Below are 25,539 nucleotides of genomic sequence, written 5' to 3' on the forward strand. Positions count from 1 at the left end.
GCAAAGATAGGCTTTTAAATGATACGCGTCAAGCAAAAACCAATGCTATGTAACATATTTAAATGAAATCTTCTAATTTATAACAACTTAAAGTAATGATTTGATCGCACTCTCCAAGTCTTTTACATCTTCACCACGTGCGCTCAGTTCATTATTCCGGTTCACAAGAAAGAAAGCAGGCACCTGACGAACATTGTATAACGCAGCAGTATTAGAATATATCCCATTACCATCACGCACACAAATCCATGGCAGATTATCGGCTGATGTTTTCCAAAAATGCTCATCTGCATCCAAAGACACCTGATAAATTTCAAATCCCTGATTTGCATATTTATTATAAAGCTCACGCAACATCAGATTGTGAGGAGCACCTGCCTGAGTCTGATAAACAGAAAAATCCAACAAGACAACCTTCCCCTTTAGTTCGCTGAGTTTACGAACATTTCCTTTTATATCCCGCAAACTAATATCAATTACGCCGGTTTCTGCTATCTTATCCTCAGGTATCTCTATCGTTTTCTGCTTAGGAGCACGCGTATTCTTCATACCCTTTATAACAATGTTATACAGATTCTTGGAACGGATAGCATGAGGATAGGAATTATTCAAACTGGTAGCCACCGCCGCAAAACACTTAATATCGTCTTTACTATTTAAAGGATCGAAAATAAGATAGTCATTCAACTTCTGAAATAAAGCAAAATAAGCAGCGGCTGTATTAGGAGCAGCAAAAATATAGTTCACTTTCACATCATCCTTATAATTTTTGAGCAACACAGACAAACTATCTTCAAAAACATCATGCCCCAATTTATTGGAACGGGCAGCTGCCAGTAACGCATTCACCCGATTCTGCAAACGAGCCTGCTTCAAACTTAGCTCTTTAATTTTCTGACTGTTTTCAGAACCTTCTACCGTATATGCAGCAGCAAAATCAACATAAGGCGCCTTTATCTCAATGGTCTCTGTTGAATCAACTGAAAAATTAATAACTTTGTCGTCTACACGCAACCGGTAAAACTCAGGAGATTCCGGGCGAGCTTGCCGAAAACTGAACGAACCATTCCCTTTCAACTTCACTGAATCCAAAGGTATAATACCCTCAAGAGCTGATGATTCCAGATAAAGCATTTTACCATTGGCATCCGAAACCACTCCATTCACTTTAAACTGAGGGCCGGAATTACAAGAGCTCAAGGCTAAGGCAGCAAGTGCTACAAAAGTTATTTTTTTCATATCTATGCATGTTATTTTTCGAACTGCAAATATAGTTCTTTTCGAGACTCATCAAAGCATTTTGTTCTGTTCTTCACCCTTTTTTTGAAAAAAAACCAAATAAGCAATAACTTTTTATCTCATTCCCACGATATTAGAATGATAAATATATATCTTTGCAGGAATTTTGAAAGAAAATATAGATAAAACAATTTTTATGATCAACCCAATTGTTAAGACGATCGAGTTAGGAGATGGCAGAACCATCACGCTCGAAACGGGAAAGTTGGCAAAACAGGCAGACGGTTCTGTAATGCTTCGCATGGGTAACACCATGTTACTTGCTACTGTTTGTGCCGCTAAAGATGCAGTTCCCGGAACAGATTTCATGCCGCTTCAGGTAGAGTACAAAGAAAAATTTGCAGCATTTGGCCGCTTTCCTGGTGGTTTTACAAAAAGAGAAGGAAGAGCTTCTGATTATGAGATTCTTACTTGCCGTTTAGTAGACCGTGCTCTCCGCCCCCTATTCCCCGATAATTATCACGCAGAAGTTTATGTAAATATTATCCTGTTCTCAGCAGATGGTGTTGACATGCCCGATGCATTGGCAGGACTTGCCGCTTCAGCAGCACTTGCTGTATCAGATATTCCATTCAACGGACCGATTTCAGAAGTACGTGTAGCACGTATTGATGGTAAGTTCGTTATCAATCCTACTTTCGACCAGCTTGAACAAGCAGATATGGACCTCATGGTTGCCGCTACTTATGAAAATATCATGATGGTAGAAGGCGAAATGCACGAAGTATCAGAAGCAGAACTGCTGGAAGCAATGAAAGTAGCTCACGAAGCTATTAAGATTCATTGTAAAGCACAGATGGAACTAACTCAGGAAGTTGGTAAAACTGTAAAACGTGAATACTCACACGAAGAAAACGATGAAGAACTTCGGAAGGCTGTTCGCGAAGCTTGCTATGACAAATCATATGCAATTGCAGCTTCCGGCAACAGAAACAAGCACGAACGTCAGGAAGCTTTCGATGCTATCCGCGACGAATTCAAAGCTCAGTTTACTGAAGAAGAACTGGCTGAGAAAAGCGCATTGATTGACCGTTACTATCATGATGTAGAAAAAGAGGCTATGCGCCGTTGTATTCTGGACGAAGGTAAACGTCTGGACGGACGTAAAACAAACGAGATTCGTCCTATCTGGAGCGAAGTTAATCCATTGCCGGGACCTCACGGATCAGCTATCTTCACTCGTGGAGAAACTCAGTCACTGACATCTGTTACACTTGGAACCAAGCTCGATGAAAAGACTATAGACGATGTACTGGTTCACGGAAAAGAGCGTTTCTTATTGCATTATAATTTCCCTCCTTTCTCTACAGGAGAAGCAAAAGCACAGCGTGGTGTAGGACGTCGTGAAATTGGTCACGGACACTTGGCATGGCGTGCATTAAAAGGTATGATCCCGACAGATTATCCTTACGTAGTTCGTGTCGTTTCTGATATCCTCGAATCCAACGGTTCTTCTTCCATGGCTACTGTTTGTGCCGGAACATTGGCACTGATGGACGCTGGTGTAAAGATCAAAAAACCGGTATCTGGTATCGCTATGGGATTAATCAAGAATGCAGGTGAAGACAAATATGCAGTACTTTCGGATATCCTTGGTGATGAAGACCACTTGGGAGATATGGACTTCAAAGTAACCGGAACTGAAAACGGTATCACTGCTACACAGATGGATATTAAGGTAGACGGCTTGTCATTTGATATCCTTGAACGTGCATTGAATCAGGCAAAAGAAGGACGTATGCATATCCTCGGTAAGATGCTCGAAACAATTGACGAACCTCGTACTGAACTGAAAGACCATGCTCCACGTATTGAAACAATGACTATTCCGAAAGAATTCATCGGAGCTATCATTGGCCCGGGCGGAAAGATCATTCAGGGCATGCAGGAAGATACAGGTGCTACTATCACCATCGAAGAAACAGACGGAGTAGGTCGTATCGAAATAGCCGGAACCAACAAAAAAAGCATTGACGACGCTATGCGTATCATCAAAGGCATCGTTGCTGTACCCGAAGTTGGTGAAATATACAAAGGTAAAGTTCGTTCTATTATGCCTTATGGTGCATTCGTTGAATTCCTGCCAGGCAAAGACGGATTGCTCCACATCTCTGAAATCGACTGGAAACGTCTGGAAACAGTAGAAGAAGCCGGAATCAAAGAAGGTGACGAGATTGAAGTGAAACTAATGGATGTTGATCCTAAAACTGGAAAATTTAAGCTGTCCAGAAAAGTATTACTTCCAAAACCGGAAAAGAAATAACAAAGCATTGCTTTTTATAAGATAGGAGATGGCTGAACTACAATAAGTTCAGCCATTTTTTTATCAATAAGTTTGTTTTTCTCGAAAAGAATGCGTTGTTTTGTCTGAAGAAAAAGAAAAAAACATTAAAGCAGATAATGCCTCAACCGAATAACCTTCATACTATGGATACCTTTACCCGATTTTTTCAGGAGAATCAGGAAAGGTTTTTATCATTTGCCTATTCCTATATAAGGAACAAAGTCGAGGCTGAGGATATTCTGATGGAGTCAATGATAGCTCTTTGGGAGAACCGTGAAAAATGGAAAAATGACTCTAATCTGCAAGCACTACTCCTGACAATCATCAAAAACAAAGCACTAAACCATCTTGCCCACGAACAAGTACGTCTGCGTGCCGAAGATGATATCAATACCCACAGACAAAGAGAACTTGATTTGCGAATCTCCACACTTGAAGCGTGTGAACCGGATATGATCTTCAATACCGAAATACAACATATCGTCCGTAAAGCACTTCTCAAAATGCCCGAACAAAGTCGGAATATATTTATACTAAGCCGCTATCAGAATACTCCCAACAGAATGATAGCTGAGAAGCTTGGTATATCAATCAAAAGCGTAGAGTTTCATATCACCAAAGCGCTAAAAATATTACGTACTGAGCTAAAAGATTATTTAATTTCTATTCTTCTCTAAAAAAAATCATTTTTTCATTAGGGTAGTCCTGAGGTAACCTGTTATATATACAGAAGGGAGAGAAAAAGCTCCTCCAAACAATAGAAATAAAAGCCTTATGAACCAGGATCTGCTATACAAATACTTTAAGGGAAACGCCACAATAGAGGAAGAAAAACAAATTCTCGATTGGGTGGATGCTTCTGATGAAAATAGAAAAACATTCCAAAAAGAGCGTATGCTTTATGACATCGCGCTTTTCTCCAATGAAAAACAATCCATCCATGCAAATAATAAAGCACGTATCATTCCAATGCTGAAATGGACTACCCGTATCGCAGCAATGATAGCAATCGTTTGGGGGTGTGGATTCTTGTTCAAAGACTATCAATACAACAGACTGGCCCAACTACAAACTGTAACCGTTCCTGCTGGACAACGGGCACAAATCACATTGGCAGACGGTACCAAAGTATGGTTAAACTCCCAGTCTACACTGACTTATGCCAGTAACTTCGGACGGCAAGAGAGAAACGTTAGCTTGGATGGAGAAGCCTATTTTGAAGTAAGCAAAAACAAAAAGATTCCTTTCTTTGTAAATACTGAAACAAATAAAGTACGCGTAGTAGGTACTTGTTTCAATGTATGTGCTTACAAGGGAAGTAATGAATTTGAAACTACACTTGTAGAAGGTATCGTCGATATTTATACTTCTGAAGGAATAAAACCTGTTACCCGCCTCATTAAAGATGAATTTTTCGGATCGTACAATGGAAAAGCCCAAAAGAAAATTCTCCCTTCGTATGAATATTTAAGATGGAAAGAAGGATTGTATTGTTTTGACGATTCCCCCTTTACCTGCATACTCTCTAAACTCGAAAAATATTATAATGTAAAGATAACAGTCAAAAATCCCGAAGTATTGAATTACCGTTGTACAGGTAAGTTCAAAGAGCAAGACGGTGTTGAACACATACTCCGGGTTATTCAGAAAGACCACCGATTCACTTATCAGATCAACGAAGACAAAGACAGTATAACCATAGAATAGGAAAAAAAGAGCTCAATAAAACCTTTAATTTAGTACTAACCCTTTAAATACCAGAATGCACATGAAGTTATAGAAAATCCCCTATCCCCTCTGAAAAAGAGAATCGGAAAGTACCCCCATACTTTCCGATTCGAAACAGTCAAAAATCGACCTTAATCAATTTATTAACTTAACACATTACAAAGATATGAGAAAAATTTCTTTGAAAGGGCATTTATGCCCAAAAAGTTTAGCATTCAAGCAAATATTACTTACTATGAAGATTACTATTTTCCTTCTTCTGTTCGTAACATTTCAGGCTTACAGCGGAAACAGCTATTCACAAAGTGCAAAAATTAGCATTCCCCGCTCAGATCTGAAAGTGAGCGAATTACTCTCTCAGATAGAATCACAGACCGAGTATCTGTTTGTTTACAACAAAAAGAATGTAGACACCAGACGCACCGTAACCATTGATGCTGACAATAAAGCCGTATCAGAGGTGCTGGACGAAGCCTTCAAGGGTACAGGGATCAACTATGTAATGGAAGGAAACAATATCGTTCTCACTAAAAATAATGAGAATGTAGTATCCATACAACAAAACAACAATAACATTCCTATCAAAGGAACAGTTACCGACAGTAAAGGAGAACCTATCATTGGTGCCAATATCTTGGAAAAAGGTACGACTAATGGTACAATTACAGATATGGACGGTAATTTCACTCTCTCCGTCCCTGCCGATGCTACACTAACCATCACCTATGTAGGATATCAGCCACTGAGTATTGCAGTAAAAGGACAAAGAAACTTCAATATCAAGATGGAGGAAGAAGCACTGTCACTTGAAACCGTTGTTGTAACAGCAATGGGCATCAAACGTAAATCAGAAACATTGACCTATTCCGTACAACAGGTAAACGGAGATGATCTCACCCGCGTAAAAGATCCCAATATGATTAATGCACTGGAAGGAAAAATTGCCGGTGTAACTATAACCAAAAGTGCTTCCGGATTGGGTGGATCTGCCAAAGTATCTATCCGCGGTATCCGTTCGGCCTATGAAAATGGAAACAATCAACCACTTTATGTAATTGACGGTGTGCCCATGCTGAACTCTGCCAATGAAACTACTTCTACTATTATGGGAGGTAATAATGATGCTGGTAATCATGATACCGGTGATGGTATTTCGAACCTGAATCCCGAAGATATCCAATCTATTTCTGTCCTGAAAGGTGCCTCTGCCGCAGCGCTGTATGGCTCACAAGCCGCAAATGGTGTTATCATGATCACCACGAAAAAAGGACAGGCAGGTTCAACCCGCGTAACTTATTCAGCCAGCCTCACATTCGATCAGGCAATTAGTAAACCAGAGTTCCAGGACTCATACAATTCCAGCTGGAAACCAGATGCAAGTATCGGCAAACATGATAATTTGTCCGACTTCTTCTCAACCGGTATCACAGCCATCAACTCAATAAGTCTCTCTACCGGAAATGAGAAAGCTCAAACCTATTTCTCATATTCCAATACACGAGCCAAAGGAATCATTGACGTTAACAAACTATCAAAACACAACCTTACTTTCCGCCAGACAGGCAAGTTCTTCGATGATAAATTAACCCTTGACGGTAACGTTAACCTGATGCACCAAAATGGTAAAAACCGTCCTGTAACCGGTGGCCTATACCTGAATCCATTGATCGGCTTATATACTTTCCCACGTGAGAAAGATATGAACGAATACAAAGCCGGAGAGAAATGGGACGATGATCGTAGTATGCCCAGACAGTACTGGTATAAAGACTTCAACAACGGAATGGAAGGAAATCCCTACTGGATGCTAAACCGCGTAACCAACAGAGACACACGCACACGTACCATTGCTTCATTAACTGCTAATGTCAAGGCAACTGACTGGCTGACTATCCAGGCACGTGGTACAGGCGATTATATCGGTGATAAAACCGAACAAAAAATGTGGGCTTCCACTTCTACCAGTCTGACTGGCGGAGATTGGGATGCAAAAACAGATAACGGACGATACATGTATGGGACAAGTAGTGAGTTCATGGTATATGGTGACCTTATGGCTATGATAAATAAAACATGGGGTAAGTTCAGCCTGAACGCAGCACTTGGTGCAGCCATCAACTACCAGAGAAGTAACTCACTAAATATCGATTCATATAAAAGCGGACTTCATTACCCTAATGTATTTGACTTACGTAATGTCAAATACGATTCCGGTACGGGTATGGAAACTGAAAACAATGCTACCCGAGAAGTACAATCTGTGTTCGGTACCGCACAAATCGGATACGCTGATGCTCTTTATCTGGATCTGACAGCACGTAATGACTGGTCATCTACACTGTATGGAACCAATTCTTTGAAAAAAGGTTACTTCTATCCTTCCGTAGGTTTATCATGGTTGATTCACAAATCAATTAATCTGCCGGACTGGATTAATTTTGCCAAGATACGTGGTTCATTTGCCGAGGTAGGTAATGACCTGCCCAGATATCAGGCCCATCTCTATCCTCAACTGTCTATCGGAGGCAATATAGAACAAGTGACCAACTATAATGACGGAACTTTGAAACCCGAACTTACAGACTCTTGGGAAGTTGGTGGTGAATTCAAATTCTTACATAACCGAATCGACCTTGACTTCACATGGTATCAGACTATGACCAGAAACCAATTCCTTATTGTTCCGATGAAACCAGGTTCTACCTATACCAATCAGATGATCAATGCAGGCAAAATCAGTAATAAAGGTTTCGAACTGACAATAGGTGGCGTTCCTGTACAAAATGAAAACTTCTATTGGAGAACCCAGGTAAACTTTGCCACCAATAAGAATGAAGTAAAAGAATTGACCGACACATACAAAGAGTATAACTATGGACAGGATGGCTTGAACATGGCTTATCGTATGAAAGTAAAAGAAGGGGGATCATTGGGAGATCTTTACGGAAAAGGCTTCAGCCGTGACGATAACGGAAAGATTCAATATGACGACGACGGACTCCCTACTCTAACAGCAAACCGTGACGATGTTTACTTAGGAAACAGTAACCCCGACTGTACTTTGGGTTGGAGTAATACCTTCAGCTTCTATGGAGTAAACATCAGTTTCCTTATCGATGGCAGCTTTGGTGGGAAAGTATTGTCATTCACTCAAGGCCAACTGGATCAATATGGTGTCAGCAAAAACATAGGAGAAGCGATGGACCGCGGTTATGTCGAATTAGAAGGTAAACAAATTAAAGATGTACAAGGCTTCTATGGAAGAGTTGGTAACATTGATGGATGTTCTGAGTATTACGTTTACGACAGAACCAATATTCGCCTGCGTGAACTATCTATCGGTTACAATCTGCCACAGGCATGGATTGAAAAAACAAAGGTATTTAAAAGTATCAACTTGGCATTAGTTGCACGCAACCTGTTTTTTATTTACAAAGATGCACCATTCGATCCGGATGCTTTAATGTCTGTAGGTAACACAAATCAGGGAGTAGACGTATTTGGAATGCCAACTACACGCAGTATGGGATTTAACCTAAAATTTACATTCTAATAACTAATACACAGAACGATATGAAAAATCAAATCAAATATATAGCAGCATTATTATTCGGTATTCTGTTTGTTGTAACCGCCTGTACGGACAAGTTTGAATATATGAACACCGAATTGGGAGCCTATACACCCGACAAGCAAATAGCAGATAGTAAGTATGGTAACAAAATGTATTTCAATACCATTCAACGTTCCATCTACTTTAATGACCCGGCTCCAGGTGGTACAGACTGGACATTTCAGACCATGCAAAATCTGAATGTAGATATGTTTGCAGGCTACTTCCACGACATGGCTTCCAAGTTTACCGACATGAATTCCACTTACAATCTAAATGACGGATGGAATGGAACAAACTGGACTTATACTTATCAATACGGAGTATCTGCTCTGAATAAAAGTATGGATGCCAATGTTAATTGCAAACCTTACTTAGCCTTATGCAAAATATATAAAGTAGCTATGCTTCATCGATTAGCCGATCAGTATGGTGCAATTCTTTATTCAGATTTTGAAAATTACATTCCCGAATCTCAGGAAAAGGTATACACAGCCATGTTTGCAGATATCGATCAGGCTCTCTCCTGGATAGATGAGTCCACTCAAGAAGGTATTGCTCAAGAAATTATAGACAATATTACTAAATTCGATATTCTGATGAAAAACGATAAAACGTTGGCACATTATGCCAAATGGGCTAATTCACTTCGCCTGCGATTAGCCATGCGTATATCCAACGTAAATCCGAAACAGGCAGCAACTGAGGTTACCAAAGCATTACAAGACCCTCACGGACTCATTGAAACCAATGCCGAAAATGTAGCCGTCTTTGCTGATGGAAGTAACTACAAAAATCCATTGGGCACCATCGGGCTCAGTTGGTGGGAAGTGTATATGAATGCCTCAATGGAATCTTTCCTCGTAGGTTATAATGATCCTCGTACCAATAAGTATTTTACACCTTCTGTAGGCGGAACCGAAGGTTTGGACGCATCATTCAAACCACGCTTCGACTATAAGGGCATGCAAAAAGGTATTCCGCAAGGATTCAACTACAATACGCCAGCCGAATGTAATCATTATAAATACCACTCACGCTCAACTATCCAGATTACTACTGATGCACCCTTAATGACAGCTTCCGAAGTTTGGTTCCTTCGCGCCGAAGCTAAATTACGTGAATTCACCGGAGCAAACGAAAGCGTTCAGAACTGTTATGAAAAAGCTGTCCGCCTTTCTTTCGAACAGTGGGGAGCAACAAATGCAGACGAATACTTACAAAGTAATTCCCAACCTTCAGACTACAAAGACGTATTCTTTGAAAGCAATGACATGAAAGCCGTATCAACAATAACTCCCAAATGGGATGAAAATGCCAGCAAGGAAGTGAAGTTGGAACGAATTATCACGCAAAAATGGTTGGCACTGTATCCGGAAGGAGCAGAAGCATGGGCTGAACAGCGTCGTACTGGTTATCCTCATTTGTTTAAAGTATTGACAAATCATAGCAATGGACTGATTGATACCAATAAGATGGTACGCCGTCTCCCGTTCCCGTCTGGTTTAGCTTCATCCTTCCCGGATCTATATCAACAATTGGTAGGTGCTTTAGGAGGCGCCGATAATGGTGGTACCGACGTATGGTGGAGTGTTGGAAAAAATAATTTCTAATAGATATAAAAATCCTGATTAGACGTTTTCTCCGTATTAGTTTAAATTAAGAGAGAGGATTGAAAGAGGGTATCCGAAAGTGAAGGGTACCCTCTTGTTTTATAATACAGCATAACTACGAATCAATAGAACAAACCACAGTAATGCTTCTAATCATTACCGTACTTTCTTATTGTAGATAAAAGTACATTTTTACAATAAAAACATCCCCATGTTCTTATATAAAACATCCGGATGTTGTGCAGCACAACATCCGGATGTTTTCATTGCAAACTTCATATCTTAAGCAAGGTATTCTATACTATTATTACAATCAAGTATATCTGTTCTCTATACACCCAACCCGTATCATGTATATTCAGCAATAGGCAATTCTCCTCGCAAAGCTCCTAATGCATTCTGTGCCAGAGCTTCCAACTCATCTTCACCCGGATATACATACACCGGAGCAAGGAAAGAGATACGTTCTTTCAAACGGGAAACGACATAATCGGAATGGGCAATCCCTCCCGTCAACAGTATTGCATCCACTTTACCATAGAGAGCTACAGCCGCCGCGCCAATACTCTTGGCCACCTGATAAATCATTGCATTCAATATCAACTCTGCTTTCTTATCTCCATTCTCTATAGAAGCTACAATAGCAGGAACATCCGTCGTACCTAAATGTGCTGTCAGACCGGCACGACCGGAAATACGTTTTTTTAATTCATCTTTCGTAAAACGTCCACTATAACATAAGTCTATCAATTGCCCGGCCGGAAGAGTTCCGGCACGCTCAGGCGAAAACGGTCCTTCACCATCAAGCGCATTATTTACGTCTATAGCACGCCCATGATCGTGGGCACCAATAGAAATACCTCCGCCCAAATGACAAATAACAAGATTCAGATTTTCGTATCTCGTATCGTGTTCGCGGGCATAGCGACGGGCAATAGCACGCTGGTTCAATGCATGCCAGATCGTAACGCGAGGCATAAGAGGTGACCCTGTGATATGAGGTATTTCATCCATTTCGTCCACCACACCAGGATCGGCAATGAAAGCACGACAACCGGGAAGCATAGAAGCCAACTCAGCCGCAATAAGACATCCCAAGTTACAGGCATGGGTACGCATAGCATGAAGAGTATCAAGCCGCATAGCCTCATTAACTTCGTATACACCTCCGGGAATTGGCTTTACCAGCCCTCCACGGCCGATAATGGCGTCAAACTGGAAAGGAATTCCTTCCTTCTCCAGCTCCGTAAGTACAAGAGATTTACGAAAATCAAACTGATCGGTCACCTGTGGAAAGGTAGCCAACTCGTCTACCGTATGACGAATATTACGAACCAGCAACGGAGTTTCATCCTCAAAAACGGCAATCTTCGTCGAAGTAGAACCAGGATTAATGGCGAGTATCTTCATTATACATCTTATTTACAAGTAAGGCATGCCATAGCCATGCTATAATATTTTGACAAACCGGAATCACTACGTGAAGGTAGTACCACCGGACAAACAGGACCTTGCAGCAAGCCTGCCATATCTGCATTGGCAAAAAGAGACACTGACTTGTAGAAAGTATTACCAGACTCGATGTTAGGGAATATCAAAACATCTGCCTGCCCGTTGATAGGCGAAACAATTCCCTTTATATTGCCACTTGCCTGCTCACAGGAAGTGCGGACATCCAACGGACCATCAATAATAACATTACCGAACTCACCGGCTTCTGCCAACTCCACAATATTCACATAATCTAATGAATGGGGAAACTTGGCACTGACCTTCTCCGTACAATGAATAAGAGAGATACGTGGCTGTTCAATCCCAAAAGAATGACAAGTATGAATGGCATACCAGATCATTTCAATACGTTGTTGCAAAGTAGGACGGGGAATAACAGCCGCATCAGAAAAAAACAGTAATTTATTATAGGTAGGAATCTGCATCACAGCAAGATGAGTCAATACTTTCCCTTTAGGCAACAGTCCTTTTTCTTTGTCGAGAATGGCATGAAGAAGGTTATCCGTATTAATAATCCCTTTCATCAGAATATCTGCTCCACCTTCACGAACAATACGCACAGCTTGACGGGCAGCCTCATCCGGATCTTCAACATGGATGGTTTTTACCAGTTCCGGATATTTCTTTAAAGTGGGATACTTCTCAAGTATCGCCGAATCTCCGATCATTAGAAATTCAGCAATTCCTTCTTCAAGAGCACGGGCTATGGCATATTCTGTATTGGCATCATTGGCACAAACTACTGCAATCCTCTTCCGTCTATTCAACGTTTTCAAGTGGGATGTCAGCTGGTCGAAATTTCTAATAGGTTCCATAACGTTAGATTTTTAGCAAATATCAGAAAAATGATTGAAAAATACAGCATAGTAACGTATAAAAATAATGCATATACGTAACATTTTGTCATACGGAGAATAAAATTCGTTAAACTTTATGCCACAATGTCTTGAATATGTACATTTGCAAAAAACAACAAATGCGTATGAACAGCCTGATTCTACCTCCTTATTTAAATGAAGGTGACAAAGTCGCCATCGTATCTCCATCGAGTAAAATAGATAAGTCGTTCCTCAAAGAAGCCAAAAAACGGTTGGAATCCTGGGGATTAAAAGTTATAACAGGCAAATACGCAGGAGCTTCGTCGGGTAGATACGCAGGAACCATCAAACAGCGATTGAAAGATTTCCAGGAATCCATGGACGATCCGGAAATAAAAGCGATTCTTTGTAGTCGGGGTGGATATGGAGCTATACATCTCATTGAGAAACTCGACTTTACTCTTTTTCGTGAACATCCCAAATGGGTGATAGGGTTCAGTGACATTACTGCACTCCACAATCTTATACAATTCAATGGCTTTGCTTCTTTACATGCGCCGATGGCACGTCATCTTACTGTAGAACCGGAAGATGATCCCTGTACACTACATCTGAAAAATATTCTTAGCGGTAAACTACCTGAATACTGTAACAGAAGGCATGTACTGAATAAATTAGGAACAGCACGCGGGGTTCTCCGCGGGGGCAATATGGCTGTTTTTCATGGATTGCGGGGTACACCTTATGATATACCGGCGGAAGGAACAATTCTTTTTATCGAAGATATCAGCGAACGTCCTCATGCAATAGAGCGTATGATGTACAATCTAAAGTTGGGTGGAGTGCTCGAAAAACTTTCCGGACTTATTATCGGACAATTCACTGAATTTGAAGAAGACCGTTCGTTAGGAAAAGTGCTATATGCCGCGTTGGCCGATCTCGTACAAGAATATGATTACCCGGTCTGTTTCAATTTTCCGGTGGGACATGTTACCAATAACCTACCACTGATCAACGGAGCAGAAGTAGAGTTTACAGTAGGTAAAAAATCAGTTGAATTGAAGTTCATTTGTTAATAAACGATGGCTTCCGGAGCAAGCTATAGTGAAAATCATTACTTTTGCCTGCACAATAAAAACAGTTATCTAAAATGAAAAGGAATTATACCATGTTACTGGCCGGTCTATTACTCTTTTCCACTCTTTCTCTTTCTTCTTGCGGAAACAAGAATAAAGCAAGTGAAACGGTTGAGGAAGTTACAGCAGTCCAGACACCTCAGTTTGATGCAGACAGTGCCTATCAATACGTAAAATCGCAGGTTGACTTCGGACCACGTGTACCCAACAGTAAAGAACACGTTGCCTGCGGTAACTACCTTGCATCACAACTGGAAAAATTCGGAGCCAAAGTGACCAGCCAATATGCCGATCTTATCGCCTATGATGGTACGTTATTAAAAGCCCGGAATATCATCGGTGCCTACAAACCGGAAAGCAAAAAGCGTGTAGCTCTCTTTGCACATTGGGACAGCCGTCCTTGGGCTGATAATGACCCGGACCCTAAAAATCATTACACCCCCATTCTGGGAGCAAACGATGGTGCCAGTGGTGTAGGAGTATTGCTTGAAATAGCCCGTCAGATACAAAAACAACAGCCGGAACTGGGAATCGATATCATCTTCCTTGATGCAGAAGACTACGGTACACATCAATCTTATACCGGTGCCCACAAAGAAGATGCCTGGTGCCTGGGTGCACAATATTGGGCACGCAATCCGCACATACAGGGTTACAATGCCCGTTTCGGAATTCTACTTGACATGGTAGGCGGACAACAACCTACTTTCTACCGCGAAGCTTATTCCGAAAAATACGCGAAAGACATCAATCAGAAAGTATGGGAGAAAGCCAACACATTGGGATATGGAAAATTTTTCATAGATGAAGTTAACGGTGGAGCGACAGACGACCATCTGTTTATTAATAAAATAGCAGGAATCAAGACAATTGACATCGTTCCCTGTGACCCGGAAGGAGAATACTCCTTTGATCCGACGTGGCACACACTGAAAGATGACATGGACAACATCAACCGTAATACTCTGAAAGCCGTAGGGCAAACAGTAATGGAAGTCATTTATAATGAAAAATAATATGTGCACAATGTGCAATGTAAATAGATATACTCATGTCAATTAATGAATTACAAGACGAAGTAATAGCTGAATTCAGCGACTTTGATGACTGGATGGATCGTTACCAGTTGCTTATCGATTTAGGAAATGAACAAGAACCGCTTGAGGAGAAATACAAAACGGAACAGAATCTGATTGAAGGTTGCCAAAGCCGTGTATGGCTACAAGCTGATGAAGTGGATGGAAAAATGATATTCAAAGCAGAAAGTGACGCGCTGATTGTAAAAGGTATCATTGCCCTGCTTATAAAAGTTCTTTCGGGACATACACCGGATGAAATTTTAAATGCAGATCTTTATTTTATCGATAAAATAGGCTTAAAAGAACATCTGTCTCCCACTCGTAGCAACGGTCTACTCTCAATGGTAAAGCAAATGCGACTTTATGCATTGGCATTCAAAGCCAAAGACGAGAGTAAAAAATAAAAATCAAAATGATAATCTGCGGATTTAAATGCTTTCTACTTGCAAGTAGCTTGTGCCTCATGGCACAAACTTTGCTTGCAGGAAATCTTGATATCAAAAACGGAAAGTGGAAAATTGCATTCAATAAACACACACAAACGATAGATTATCTCTATCAGGAAACAACACTGCTAAAGGAAACTTTCGTACAAGCAATCAATGCCAGTGGAGAGGTATTGAAAAGTTCCGATTATCCCATTGCTACTTTGAAACGAGAGAATATCTCGGACACATTCGGTAAAGGCAAAAAATATACATATGTCTATTCCGGCCGGCCCGGTAAAGAAAATCTGGAACAAGTGTTCTACTTTTATCCCGCACGCAATTATCTGTTGACCGAAGCCTATCTCCTATCAGATCAAAGAACAAGCTGTAACTGGATAGCTCCGGTTATGAGTAATACCAGTAGCACATTCCTGCCTGCCGATGGTGACAATCGGCTGTTGGATGTCCCCTTCGACAATGATAGTTTCCGTGGTTACTCTGCCAATCCCTGGAACACCAGTTCTGTTTCCTGTGAAGTAACAGCCTTCTATGATGCTACCAGCCGCCAGGGCCTCTGCCTGGGTTCGATAGAACATGACAACTGGAAAACCGGTATAACCTACAGCAGTTCGGAGAATAACTGCCTGCAAAGTCTCTCTGTATTTGGTGGACTGGTAGATGCCCGCACTAATGACATTCGTCCGGAAAAAGGACCTGCTATCCATAAACATGGAAAATTGTATGGCACACGCATCAAATCGCCCAAGATCCTTGTTGGCTTTTTCAAAGACTGGCGTATCGGTATGGAGAATATCGGTGAAGCAACAGCTCTTATTACTCCGCCACTACCTTGGCAGAAAGGGACCATTTTTGCCTGGCAAAGTTGGGGAGGTATGGCCGATAAAGTGAATTATACCGGTGCTATTGATATCTCAGATTATTTCAGAAACAAACTGCAACCAGCCGGATTTCATAATGAAAACGGAGAGGTATATATGATACTCGACTCCTTTTGGGATAACTTTAATGAACAACAACTCAAAGACTTCGTATCCCATTGCAAAGCCAACGGGCAGATCCCGGGTATTTACTGGACGCCCTTCTCCTTTTGGGGAGGCGAAAAAGATAACTGGAACGTGGAAGGAACAGACGGTAAATACAAATATGGCGATATCATCATTACTGCCAACGGCAAGCGTCGCAAAATAGAATCTTATGCACTTGATCCCACGCATCCCGGTACGCTGGCCCGTATAGACTGGCAAATAAAACGTTTCAAAGACTGGGGCTATAAGTACGTAAAAATAGACTTTATCAACAACGCAGCATTGGAAGCCGATAAGTTTTATAATCCGGACATTACCACCGGCATACAAGCCTACAACTATGGCATGAGTTACTTTGCCAAAGCGTGTGGTGATGATCTCTTTATTGATCTCTCTATTGCTCCCGTATTTCCATCGCAATATGGTCACGCCCGCCGCATTTCATGCGATGCCTGGGGAAGTATAGACAACAGCCAGTATATGCTCAATAGCCTTTCTTTTAGTTGGTGGCTGGATCGTGTATATCCATACAATGACCCCGATCATTTGGTACTGAATGGTAATTCTGAAGGAGCCAGCCGTATTCGCGTCACTACAGGAGCGATGACAGGAACCATGTTATTAGGTGACAATTTTAGTTTGAAAGGCTCCTATCCAGGTAATCAGACGGTTCGTGACCAGGCGGAAAAGGTAGTGCTTAATGCCAGCATCAATGCATTAGCACAATTAGGACGTTCATTTCGTCCGGTAGAAGGTAATATGCCTGTTAACTTTAGTACGGGAAGCGGTACTTATGGTGTGGAAAAAGCCTTCATGCTTGACACAGACAATGCACTTTACCTTGCTGTATTCAATTATGATGCATCGAAAGAAGCCACAGAGACAATCAACCTGACCAGATTAGGAGTCAATGTGGCTAACGTAAAACGCATCAAAGAATTATGGACCGATACCTCTGTAAACCCCACAGGGAATGAATTGAAATGTGAGATTCCCGCCGGTGACATAAGGGTATATTGCTTTGAGAAAAAGAAAAAATAAAAGATATTTCTATTTTTCACAGATAGCTACCCCTGTGTTTCCGGTTTTACCTCTAACGTAACAGCTCGTGAGAAAACCGCCTTCCTGACGGCAGATTGAGCAATATGGTTCTTAAATGCCGTTTTATTTGTATGATCATGCCGTGTCAAAATGCTTCCTCCCAAACTGGTAAATATCGCAGATGTATCCTTTCCATGTAAGCAGTCATTGTTTTCTCATAAAATGTCAGGAATGCCTTATCATTTAATATAACGCTTCCCCCTTTTAATAAATCAGTTTTAAAAAGAATCTTTTATTCAGATTCATATAATTTCTGCCCATTTAAAATGAAAGTTAGATCAAAAATAATTTAATAATACGGACAGTAGTTGAAACCAGTTAAGAGTTAGTCTTGTTCATATCTATACGGTCTTGAGTGTATTTCACCACAGAATAACACGGAGTTCTACAGAGTTTAAATCTTTTTTAAAACGCAGTTGAACGCAGATTTTCGCAAAGGGAAACAAATCTAAGATAAAGAACTACAATCTTTTAATCTGTGTTTATGTGTTAATACGTGTTTCATCAGATAAATAGTACTCTGTGGTGAGTTTAGTTCATGTCCGACCAGTTCTGAAGCCAATATCCAACTACTGATTCGCATGAATAATTAAAGTAGTTATACATTACCTCATTCCAAAGCGACTCCCTACCACGCCTATTTTCTGAGTAATTTTATTGAGAGTCATGTTTTTATTAACTGGTATAGTTTATGAAAAATAAATATTCAAATGCATGATACCAAACAAATTTGTTGTATATTTGCAGTAACTCAACCGAAAAAGAATGATTCCAGAGTTTAATGAAGACGGTTATTTGCCACCAGGTATATATGAGGCCTCTTTTGAGGAGGTAAAGAACAGGTTTGGATTTAGTTGGAAGCGGCAGAAATTGTTGCAGGGAATGTCTTTCTTACTGGAGCAATGTAGAATACTACATTGTGATATTCTGTATTTAGATGGAAGTTTTGTTACTAAAAAGTTAAATCCAAACGATTACGATGCCTGCTGGGATACAACAGCAGAGAACCGGGAACAGGTTCTGAACAATGTCTTAGAGTCTTTGTTAGAAAGTAATTCGGAGGTACAGAAAGAGTATTTCGGTGGAGAAATATATTCAGCTTTTTCAAAAGCTATTTTATTGCCCGAATTAACTATTCTAGAATACTTCCAAAAAACAAAGCAATATGAAGATAAGGGTATTGTAATGATTAAATTGTAAGCATTATGATTAAAAACAAGAAGCAATACACAATGATGAAGAAGCAACTGGAAGAGTTGCTCACAAACATATGGGACATAAAAGAGATATTGCAAAAAGAGAATAACATACCACTTCGTCTACAATTAGGCACTTTTGAAAGAGGATTAGTTAAATTACAAAAAGAACTGGAGGAGTATGAAAAGCTAACTTCTAAATCTTTGTCATGGCTGGAATTTGACTCTTTTAAAGATGACATGAACAAAGCTATCATAAGTTTTCGTATCGCCTCAGATATCAGTCAGAAAAAGTTAGCGGCAGAAATGTTTATCCAGGAGCAACAAATACAGCGTTATGAACAATCAGACTACTTAAGTGCCAGTTTTGAGCGTATTCTACAGCTGCTGGAAGCACTGGAGATACGTATGATACTGCGAAAAGATTTTAAAAAGGACGCTTTTAAGGCAACTCCTGCGAATGTGTGGGAACTAAATGATAAGATACGGAAAAGAGGAAGTATATTGCAAATAGCAGGAGAGGAATAATTATGAAAACAATTGCATTTTACTCGTACAAAGGAGGGGTGGGCAGAACATTAGCTCTTTCGAATATAGCAAGGAGGCTCGCCGATTTTGGGAAAAAAGTGATCATGCTTGACCTCGATCTTGAAGCTCCGGGGCTACATACTAAGTTCTCTAATTTTCAATGGGACAGAAAGGTTGAGAGCGGCATTGTAGATTATATCTACGAATATGCAATCAATCATAAAATTCCGGCAAAAATAACACCGTATGCATATCATCTGGAAGATTTGTCTTCCTCGTTAGATTTAATTCCGGCTGGTAATCCTAAATCTTCGGAGTACTGGCGAAAACTATCTGCCATTAACTGGTATGAATTGCTTTATGGCGAGAATGCAACAGGCATCGCCTTCTTCCTGGATCTGAAGGTAAAAATAGAGAAAAAATATAAGCCAGACTACTTTTTGATTGATACACGTACGGGAATAACTGATATATCCAGCCTCACGATCTCTTTACTTGCTGACCGGTTAGTTATTCTATCTGCCAATAATCAAGAAAATCTCGAAGGCTGCCAACGAATTGTACGGAGCGTATTGAATCAAAAAAATAATATGTTGGAAAAGGAAAAAGAGATTATTTTGGCTCTTACGAGAATACCTTATCCTTCTACTCCTACAGAATGCCTGCGGGAAGAGAGTTTAATCGCCAACTTTAAAAAACACTTTGAGGGATTGACTTACGCTTCCGGCAAGGAACTGAACAGTACTCCGGTAGTGATTCATTCGGACAGAGATCTGGAGTGTAGCGAAACTTTTAAAATTGGTTTTGAAAAAGAGACAAAAGGCTCATCAGAAATCATTGCAAACGAATATCTGGATTTTTTTGCCCGAATTACAGCAGGTGATTTAACAAAAGAGGAAATAGAGAAGTTTGATAATGAGAAAGAAATAGCCCGGCTTTATAATAAAATAAGTCAGACAGAAAATGCCATAGAAGGCGTACAACTGGCAGAAGAAGCAATAAAAAAATATCCGAAAGCAGATCAGTTTTATTATTTACTTGCTCTTAAATGCTTGAAAGCCGAAATGGAAGAGAAAGGGATTAGAGCTATAAATCAAGCTATCAAACTACTTCCTTTACCCTATTATCTGATACTAAAAGCAGGGTTACTCTACAATAAAGGAGAGTGGAAAGAAGCTTATAAAGTGATATCGCCAATAAGACATATTTCTCCCCAAGCTTTTTATCAATATTGTTTAACGAAAACAACTATAGGCGGATTTCCTGAAAATGAAGTTCTACAGGAGTTGAGCGAATTAAAAGAAATGAACTATTTGTCTCCGGAAGTGGATAACCTGATTGCTTGTTATCAAAACGATATCGGAAATTACAAAGAAGCCGAAAGATCAATATACAGTGCTCTTGAACAAAAGAAGGATGAACCGCTATTTTATACTACTTTAGCTGAAATAAAAGCAAATCAAAACGATATTCCTCTATTTTATATGAATATAGATATGGCATTAAGTAAAGGGGCTGATATAAAGAATGCAATATCGACTGTACCTCGTGTTTATTCAAAATTCAAGAATGACGAGAAGTTTATTTCTCTTTTGAAACGCTATGGAAAAGAGGAAGAAATTGAATTATTGAAAACATTGTAGAAACAGAAACATCTGTTTTTTCCTTAAATATTTCGGTAAAAAGAGATAGAACAAACATCCAGATAATCCCCAAAGGCCTCTAAAACTATCACAAATGAAGCCAAAAACAGTAGAAATGTATACGAAACCACTCAAAAAGCACTCTATGCCGTAAATGTTTCATTTTTTGGTTTGTTTGTCTACTATTAATAGTCTGCCTTTGCCTACTTTTGAGCAAACGATTAAAACTCAAAGTAGAGATGAACAAATATAAACTGATTTTATTGGCCTTGAGCATGACTGGTTTTGTACAAGCAAAAGTTACATTACCAGCATTCTTCACCGACAATATGGTGGTACAGCAAAACAGCACATTAACGCTTCCAGGTAAAGCCAAAGCAGGCAAAAATGTTACAGTAAAAGCCAGCTGGAATGACAATAAGTTCACGACAAAAGCAACTGCTGACGGTTCTTTCAGAATAGAAATACCCACTCCTGCTGCCGGAGGGCCTTATACCATAACAATCTCTGACGGAGAAACCCTGACATTAAAAAATGTACTGGCAGGAGAAGTGTGGTTCTGTTCAGGACAATCTAACATGGAAATGCCTGTAGCCGGATGGGGAAAGGTAATGAACTATGAACAGGAAGTAACAGAAGCAAAATACCCTTCTATCCGTTTACTGCAAGTTAAAAAAACGACTTCAGTGACTCCTGCAGAAAATGTAGAGATGAACATGGGAGGTTGGCAGGAATGCAATTCTTCTACCGTTCCGGAATTCTCGGCCATAGCATATTTCTATGCACGCGAACTATGGAAAGAACTGAATGTGCCCATTGGTGTGATTGATTGTACCTGGGGGGGAACTCCCGCCGAAGCATGGACAAGTATCGGTTCTTTAAAACAAGTGCCAGGTTTCGAGATACAAGCAAGTAAAATAGAAAAGTCAGAGGCCATCGCAGCTTATCAGCAAGAGATAAAAGAGTGGCAGGAGCTATTAGTAACCAAGGATGCCGGCCTCAATAAAGGAATTCCAATGTGGATCTCCTCTCTTCAGACCGATCCGGCATGGAAGACTATGGAACTTCCGGGGTATTGGGAACAGAAAGGACTAAACGGAGTAGACGGCATAGTATGGTTCCAACGGGAAATAGAGATTCCTTCAAGCTGGGAAGGCAAGGAAATAACATTAAATCTCGGCATGATAGACGACGAAGACGTCACTTATTATAATGGAAAAGAAATAGCCAAAGGATATGGATACTCAACTCCTCGCCACTATACCGTCCCGGCAGAACTAGTTAAAGCAGGAAAAGGAGTCATCACTATACGAGTGTCCGACTCTGGCGGAGAAGGTGGTATACACGGAGAAGGAAAAGATATGTTTGCAGAAGCCAACGGGCAGAAAATCAAGCTGGAAGGAATATGGAATTACCGGATAGGTATAGCTCTGGGAGATCTCCCTCCGGCACCGATGTCATTAGAAAGCTCAAGTTATCCTTCGGTCTTGTACAATGCTATGGTACATCCGTTTACTATATTCCCAATCAAAGGAGTTATCTGGTATCAGGGAGAAGCTAATGTAGGAAGAGATAAACAATATGTTCCCCTATTCCAGTCGCTGATTGCCGATTGGAGAAAGCAATGGAATACGGACTTTCCATTCTACTTTGTTCAACTGGCAAACTTTCTGAAGCCCCAAGAGGTTCAGCCAGACTCTCAATGGGCCGCCCTCCGGGAGGCACAGGCAGAAGCCCTGCATGTGGATAATACGGGAATGGTAGTAGCCATAGATCTGGGAGTATCCTACGACATTCACCCTAAAAACAAACAAGAAGTGGCTAAACGCTTTGCTACTTTAGCACTGGCAAATACTTACCATCAGGGAGAATACATAATGCCAGCCTGCCAGTCTTATAACATCTCCGGAAAGAAATTAACATTGACATTCAACACTGAAATACAAGCACAAGAAAAAATAATAAAAGGATTTATCCTGGCCGGACCGGATGGAGTGTTCCATCCGGCAACGGCAACCTTAACAGGAAAAACAAACATCGTACTTGAATCTCCGGATGTGGCAATCCCTATAGCTGCCCGCTATAACTGGGCTGATTGTCCGGATGGTAATCTTTACAGTACCAACTCCAACCTCCCGGTTCCGCCCTTCCGAACAGACAAAGGAACATGCGAAGAGGCACAAAAGTAAGATTATCCATATTCTAAGTAATTTTATCTATTCCTTAACAGGATAAATCCGGGTTACTTTGCAGACGAGACTAATTCGTAATTCATTCATAAATTTAAAGACTATTTAGTACCATGAATTTAAAAACGACCCTATTGGCAGGTTTATTATGTCTTGCAGGCATAGCCCACGCCATCGAAAAACCGGTAATAAAAATTGAGACCGGAAACACCAGCCTCATCTACCGTGTAGGTGACAATGGCCGTCTTTACCAGTCATATTTGGGCAAACGCCTCAACCACGAAGCAGACATTAACCATCTGCCGCAAGGGACCGAAGCCTATCTCACCCACGGTATGGAAGACTACTTTGAACCAGCACTGCACATTGTGCACAATGACGGCAATTCTTCTACCTTATTAAAATATGTATCACACGACAGCCGGAACCTCTCAGATGGTGTAAACGAAACTGTCATTACATTAGCTGACGACCAATATCCGGTAACTGTGAAGTTGCACTATGTGACTTATGCTAATGAAGACATTATCAAAACATTTACCGAAATCAGTCACCGTGAAAAGAAGCCGGTAATGCTTCATAAGTATGCTTCTTCACTGTTACATCTCAATCATGACAAATACTTCCTCACAGAGTTTGCCGGAGATTGGTCACACGAAGCTAATGTCATGGAACGTGAACTGGCTTTCGGAAAAAAAGTCATTGATACCAAATTGGGAGCACGCGCCAATATGTTCGTTTCCCCTTTCTTCCAGTTGGCTATAGATCAGCCTTCCGAAGAAAATGCAGGCGAAGTATTGGTCGGTACATTAGGCTGGACAGGCAATTTCAACTTCACCTTTGAAGTAGACAACAAGAGCCAGTTGCGCATCATCAGTGGTATCAATCCCTACGCATCAGAATATAGCCTTCCTTCCGGAGAGATATTCCGTACACCGGAGTTTTACTTCACGTATAGCCTGAACGGAAAAGGACAAGCCAGCCGTAATTTCCATGATTGGGCACGCCACTATCAGGTAAAAGACGGTGATCAGACACGTATGACCTTACTTAACAACTGGGAAGCTACTTATTTTGATTTCGACGAACAAAAACTGATCGGTTTGATGGACGAAGCCAAGAAATTGGGTGTAGATATGTTCTTGTTGGACGATGGTTGGTTTGCTAACAAATATCCTCGCAGCAGTGACCATCAAGGGCTGGGCGACTGGATAGAAACAGCTGATAAGTTACCGAATGGCATAGGACGCCTGACTGCTGAAGCAAAGAAACACGGTATTAAATTCGGCATTTGGATTGAGCCCGAAATGGTAAACCCCAAAAGCGAACTCTACGAGAAGCATAAAGACTGGGTAATTCATCTGCCTAACCGTGAAGAATATTACTTCCGTAACCAAATGGTGTTAGACCTTAGCAATCCGGCTGTACAGGATTATGTATTCGGCGTTGTGGATCAGTTAATGACTAAATACCCGGATCTTGCTTTCTTCAAATGGGATTGTAACAGCCCTATCACTAACATCTATTCACCCTACCTGAAAGGAAAACAAACACATCTATATATTGACTATGTAAAAGGCTTATACAAAGTGCTCGACCGCATAAAAGCCAAATACCCGAATCTGCCTATGATGTTGTGCGCCGGTGGTAGCGGACGTTCTGATTATGAAGCATTGAAGTACTTCACTGAATTCTGGCCCAGCGATAACACAGATCCTATCGAACGTCTGTTTATCCAATGGGGATTCTCACAAGTATTCCCCAGTAAGACTTTGTGTGCCCACGTTACTACCTGGAACAAAGATGCCAGCATCAAGTTTCGTACGGATGTAGCAATGATGTGCAAACTGGGATTTGATATCAAGATGAGTGATCTTAACCCAAACGAACAAGTGTATTGTCGTCAGGCTGTAACAGAATACAACCGCTTGAAACCGGTTATACTGGAAGGTGATCTCTATCGTCTTGTTTCGCCTTACGGAAGTAACCATACTTCAAGTATGTATGTGAACAAAGATAAGAATCAAGCCATCGTATTCGCATTTGATGTTTACCCACGCTACGGCGAACATATCCTGCCTGTACGTTTACAAGGATTGGAAGCCAACAAAATGTATCAGGTGAAAGAAATTAATCTGATGCCGGGAGCTTCTTCTTCTGTAAACGGAAACGGACAGACTTTCTCGGGTGAATATCTGATGAATGTAGGCCTTGACCTCTTCACTGGTTATAAATTAAACAGCCGCATTATTGAAATCATAGCACAGTAAAAACGGAATCACGAGGAGATGGAAAGAGATTCCATCTCCTCTTTATACCATAACAC

At 40.7% G+C, this 25,539-nt stretch carries 17 protein-coding genes; 14 read left to right on the forward strand and 3 right to left on the reverse strand.

Going from position 1 to position 25,539, the window contains the following annotated elements; genetic code table 11:
* Positions 1–87: 87 nt before the first annotated feature.
* Positions 88–1,239 (reverse strand): thioredoxin-like domain-containing protein, encoded by a 1,152-nt coding sequence (locus tag K8P02_RS16665; protein ID WP_002558149.1) that lies wholly within the window; start codon positions 1,237–1,239, stop codon positions 88–90.
* Between the two features lie 196 nt (positions 1,240–1,435).
* On the opposite strand from K8P02_RS16665, the gene pnp reads away from it, so the two are divergent.
* The 5 genes from pnp (at position 1,436) to K8P02_RS16690 (ending at position 10,537) form a co-directional block, all read left to right on the forward strand.
* The gene (pnp, locus tag K8P02_RS16670; RefSeq protein WP_002558150.1) at positions 1,436–3,562 is read left to right on the forward strand and encodes a polyribonucleotide nucleotidyltransferase; all 2,127 of its coding nucleotides are present in this window, start codon (positions 1,436–1,438) and stop codon (positions 3,560–3,562) included.
* 137 nt (positions 3,563–3,699) lie between these two features.
* The gene (locus K8P02_RS16675; RefSeq protein ID WP_002558151.1) at positions 3,700–4,260 is read left to right on the forward strand and encodes an RNA polymerase sigma-70 factor; all 561 of its coding nucleotides are present in this window, start codon (positions 3,700–3,702) and stop codon (positions 4,258–4,260) included.
* A 97-nt stretch (positions 4,261–4,357) separates the two neighbouring features.
* Positions 4,358–5,290, forward strand: a complete 933-nt coding sequence (locus tag K8P02_RS16680; protein WP_002558152.1) for a FecR family protein — start codon at positions 4,358–4,360, stop codon at positions 5,288–5,290.
* 187 nt (positions 5,291–5,477) lie between these two features.
* Positions 5,478–8,864, forward strand: a complete 3,387-nt coding sequence (locus tag K8P02_RS16685) for a TonB-dependent receptor (RefSeq protein WP_002558153.1) — start codon at positions 5,478–5,480, stop codon at positions 8,862–8,864.
* Between the two features lie 20 nt (positions 8,865–8,884).
* Entirely contained in the window at positions 8,885–10,537 is a 1,653-nt protein-coding gene (locus K8P02_RS16690; RefSeq protein ID WP_002558154.1) for a SusD/RagB family nutrient-binding outer membrane lipoprotein, read from the forward strand.
* A gap of 348 nt (positions 10,538–10,885) precedes the next feature.
* On the opposite strand, the gene buk is transcribed toward K8P02_RS16690, so the two are convergent.
* Complete coding sequence (gene buk / locus K8P02_RS16695; protein WP_002558157.1) at positions 10,886–11,947, reverse strand: butyrate kinase; 1,062 nt, start codon at positions 11,945–11,947, stop codon at positions 10,886–10,888.
* An 8-nt stretch (positions 11,948–11,955) separates the two neighbouring features.
* Positions 11,956–12,864, reverse strand: coding sequence for a phosphate acyltransferase (locus K8P02_RS16700; protein ID WP_002558158.1), 909 nt, complete (start codon positions 12,862–12,864; stop codon positions 11,956–11,958).
* A gap of 167 nt (positions 12,865–13,031) precedes the next feature.
* Between K8P02_RS16700 and K8P02_RS16705 the strand changes: the two genes are divergently transcribed.
* The 9 genes from K8P02_RS16705 to K8P02_RS16745 all read left to right on the forward strand — a co-directional run bounded on the left by K8P02_RS16705 (position 13,032) and on the right by K8P02_RS16745 (position 25,483).
* Positions 13,032–13,943, forward strand: a complete 912-nt coding sequence (locus tag K8P02_RS16705) for a S66 peptidase family protein (protein WP_044094942.1) — start codon at positions 13,032–13,034, stop codon at positions 13,941–13,943.
* Between the two features lie 74 nt (positions 13,944–14,017).
* Positions 14,018–15,019 carry a M20 family metallopeptidase gene (locus K8P02_RS16710; RefSeq protein WP_002558160.1) on the forward strand — a complete coding sequence of 334 codons (1,002 nt, stop codon included), beginning with the start codon at positions 14,018–14,020 and terminating at the stop codon, positions 15,017–15,019.
* A 35-nt stretch (positions 15,020–15,054) separates the two neighbouring features.
* Positions 15,055–15,486: a SufE family protein gene (locus tag K8P02_RS16715; RefSeq protein WP_002558161.1), complete on the forward strand. Its 432-nt coding sequence runs from the start codon at positions 15,055–15,057 to the stop codon at positions 15,484–15,486.
* A 59-nt stretch (positions 15,487–15,545) separates the two neighbouring features.
* The gene (locus K8P02_RS16720; protein ID WP_044094772.1) at positions 15,546–17,597 is read left to right on the forward strand and encodes an alpha-galactosidase; all 2,052 of its coding nucleotides are present in this window, start codon (positions 15,546–15,548) and stop codon (positions 17,595–17,597) included.
* An 825-nt stretch (positions 17,598–18,422) separates the two neighbouring features.
* Positions 18,423–18,857, forward strand: a complete 435-nt coding sequence (locus tag K8P02_RS16725; RefSeq protein WP_002558163.1) for a DUF6932 family protein — start codon at positions 18,423–18,425, stop codon at positions 18,855–18,857.
* A gap of 5 nt (positions 18,858–18,862) precedes the next feature.
* Positions 18,863–19,381 carry a helix-turn-helix domain-containing protein gene (locus K8P02_RS16730; protein WP_002558164.1) on the forward strand — a complete coding sequence of 173 codons (519 nt, stop codon included), beginning with the start codon at positions 18,863–18,865 and terminating at the stop codon, positions 19,379–19,381.
* Positions 19,382–19,383: 2 nt separating this feature from the next.
* A complete protein-coding gene (locus K8P02_RS16735) occupies positions 19,384–21,024 on the forward strand; it encodes a KGGVGR-motif variant AAA ATPase (RefSeq protein WP_044094774.1) in 1,641 nt (546 codons plus the stop codon).
* Between the two features lie 239 nt (positions 21,025–21,263).
* On the forward strand, positions 21,264–23,213 hold the full coding sequence (locus tag K8P02_RS16740) for a sialate O-acetylesterase (protein WP_002558166.1): 1,950 nt from the start codon (positions 21,264–21,266) through the stop codon (positions 23,211–23,213).
* A gap of 113 nt (positions 23,214–23,326) precedes the next feature.
* Positions 23,327–25,483, forward strand: coding sequence for an alpha-galactosidase (locus K8P02_RS16745; RefSeq protein WP_002558167.1), 2,157 nt, complete (start codon positions 23,327–23,329; stop codon positions 25,481–25,483).
* The last annotated feature ends 56 nt before the right edge of the window (positions 25,484–25,539 follow it).

The sequence above is a fragment of the Bacteroides nordii genome, from assembly GCF_019930665.1.
Lineage (GTDB): Bacteria > Bacteroidota > Bacteroidia > Bacteroidales > Bacteroidaceae > Bacteroides > Bacteroides nordii.

What these genes read in the sequence shown, in the direction of transcription:
- K8P02_RS16710 (WP_002558160.1), top strand. Translation starts at nt 14,018, where the DNA reads ATGAAAAGGAATTATACCATGTTACTGGCCGGTCTATTACTCTTTTCC.
- pnp (WP_002558150.1), top strand. Translation starts at nt 1,436, where the DNA reads ATGATCAACCCAATTGTTAAGACGATCGAGTTAGGAGATGGCAGAACC.
- K8P02_RS16675 (WP_002558151.1), top strand. Translation starts at nt 3,700, where the DNA reads ATGCCTCAACCGAATAACCTTCATACTATGGATACCTTTACCCGATTT.
- K8P02_RS16745 (WP_002558167.1), top strand. Translation starts at nt 23,327, where the DNA reads ATGAATTTAAAAACGACCCTATTGGCAGGTTTATTATGTCTTGCAGGC.
- K8P02_RS16730 (WP_002558164.1), top strand. Translation starts at nt 18,863, where the DNA reads ATGATTAAAAACAAGAAGCAATACACAATGATGAAGAAGCAACTGGAA.
- K8P02_RS16680 (WP_002558152.1), top strand. Translation starts at nt 4,358, where the DNA reads ATGAACCAGGATCTGCTATACAAATACTTTAAGGGAAACGCCACAATA.
- K8P02_RS16665 (WP_002558149.1), bottom strand. Translation starts at nt 1,239, where the DNA reads ATGAAAAAAATAACTTTTGTAGCACTTGCTGCCTTAGCCTTGAGCTCT.
- K8P02_RS16735 (WP_044094774.1), top strand. Translation starts at nt 19,384, where the DNA reads ATGAAAACAATTGCATTTTACTCGTACAAAGGAGGGGTGGGCAGAACA.
- K8P02_RS16715 (WP_002558161.1), top strand. Translation starts at nt 15,055, where the DNA reads ATGTCAATTAATGAATTACAAGACGAAGTAATAGCTGAATTCAGCGAC.
- K8P02_RS16720 (WP_044094772.1), top strand. Translation starts at nt 15,546, where the DNA reads ATGGCACAAACTTTGCTTGCAGGAAATCTTGATATCAAAAACGGAAAG.
- K8P02_RS16690 (WP_002558154.1), top strand. Translation starts at nt 8,885, where the DNA reads ATGAAAAATCAAATCAAATATATAGCAGCATTATTATTCGGTATTCTG.
- K8P02_RS16725 (WP_002558163.1), top strand. Translation starts at nt 18,423, where the DNA reads ATGATTCCAGAGTTTAATGAAGACGGTTATTTGCCACCAGGTATATAT.
- buk (WP_002558157.1), bottom strand. Translation starts at nt 11,947, where the DNA reads ATGAAGATACTCGCCATTAATCCTGGTTCTACTTCGACGAAGATTGCC.
- K8P02_RS16740 (WP_002558166.1), top strand. Translation starts at nt 21,264, where the DNA reads ATGAACAAATATAAACTGATTTTATTGGCCTTGAGCATGACTGGTTTT.
- K8P02_RS16705 (WP_044094942.1), top strand. Translation starts at nt 13,032, where the DNA reads ATGAACAGCCTGATTCTACCTCCTTATTTAAATGAAGGTGACAAAGTC.
- K8P02_RS16685 (WP_002558153.1), top strand. Translation starts at nt 5,478, where the DNA reads ATGAGAAAAATTTCTTTGAAAGGGCATTTATGCCCAAAAAGTTTAGCA.
- K8P02_RS16700 (WP_002558158.1), bottom strand. Translation starts at nt 12,864, where the DNA reads ATGGAACCTATTAGAAATTTCGACCAGCTGACATCCCACTTGAAAACG.